Raw genomic sequence first — 529 nt, 5'->3', positions numbered from 1 at the left:
AGGATCTCAGTGAGTATTTTGAAAAGCGTAATGCGATGAAAGCGGCAAGTATCTTGAACCAAGAACTCGAAAAAATGATAAGACGCGATATTCCTGCGTGGATGTGGTTGCACAAACGGTTTAAAACACGTCCTGAAGGATTTGATTGCGTCTATACGTAGAACATAAAAAAGGTCGACACAAGGTCGACCTTTTTCTTTTGAGCGTTTGGCTTATTCAGCGTTTGCTGTGGTGCCATCATTAGATTCTGTTTCATCTTTCGATTCCACAACCATATCAACGGTTTGGTTGTCGATAAGACGAGCTTGACCTAAGAATGCCGACATCAGAATGACAGCTTGTGTCGTTTCTGGTGTGATCACTTGCAGAGTACGAGCATCACGAATGAAGATCTCATCAGGATGAAGACCGGCAGCGCGTAGCTGATCATTTGCATCTTCAATGATGGATGCGTAATCATCGCGGCCACCACGAATGGCACTGCTGATCCAACGCATTGTACGAGCAAGTACTGGCGCACGTTGACGTT

The 529-nt window shown here is 45.0% G+C and carries 1 protein-coding gene and 1 pseudogene; one reads left to right on the top strand and one right to left on the bottom strand.

Annotated features, from left to right (window positions below):
• A pseudogene (locus R7E78_RS30155) lies at positions 1–161 on the top strand (lipid A biosynthesis acyltransferase); the annotation flags it as partial.
• A 51-nt stretch (positions 162–212) separates the two neighbouring features.
• Here R7E78_RS30155 and R7E78_RS30150 read toward each other — a convergent pair.
• On the bottom strand, positions 213–529 hold a 317-nt coding region (locus tag R7E78_RS30150; protein ID WP_318059146.1), incomplete at its 5' end, for a pantoate--beta-alanine ligase.

The organism is Vibrio sp. YT-19(2023) (assembly GCF_033337395.1).
Note: the sequence above shows the minus strand (reverse complement) of the source record. Positions and strands in the feature narration are given on the sequence as shown.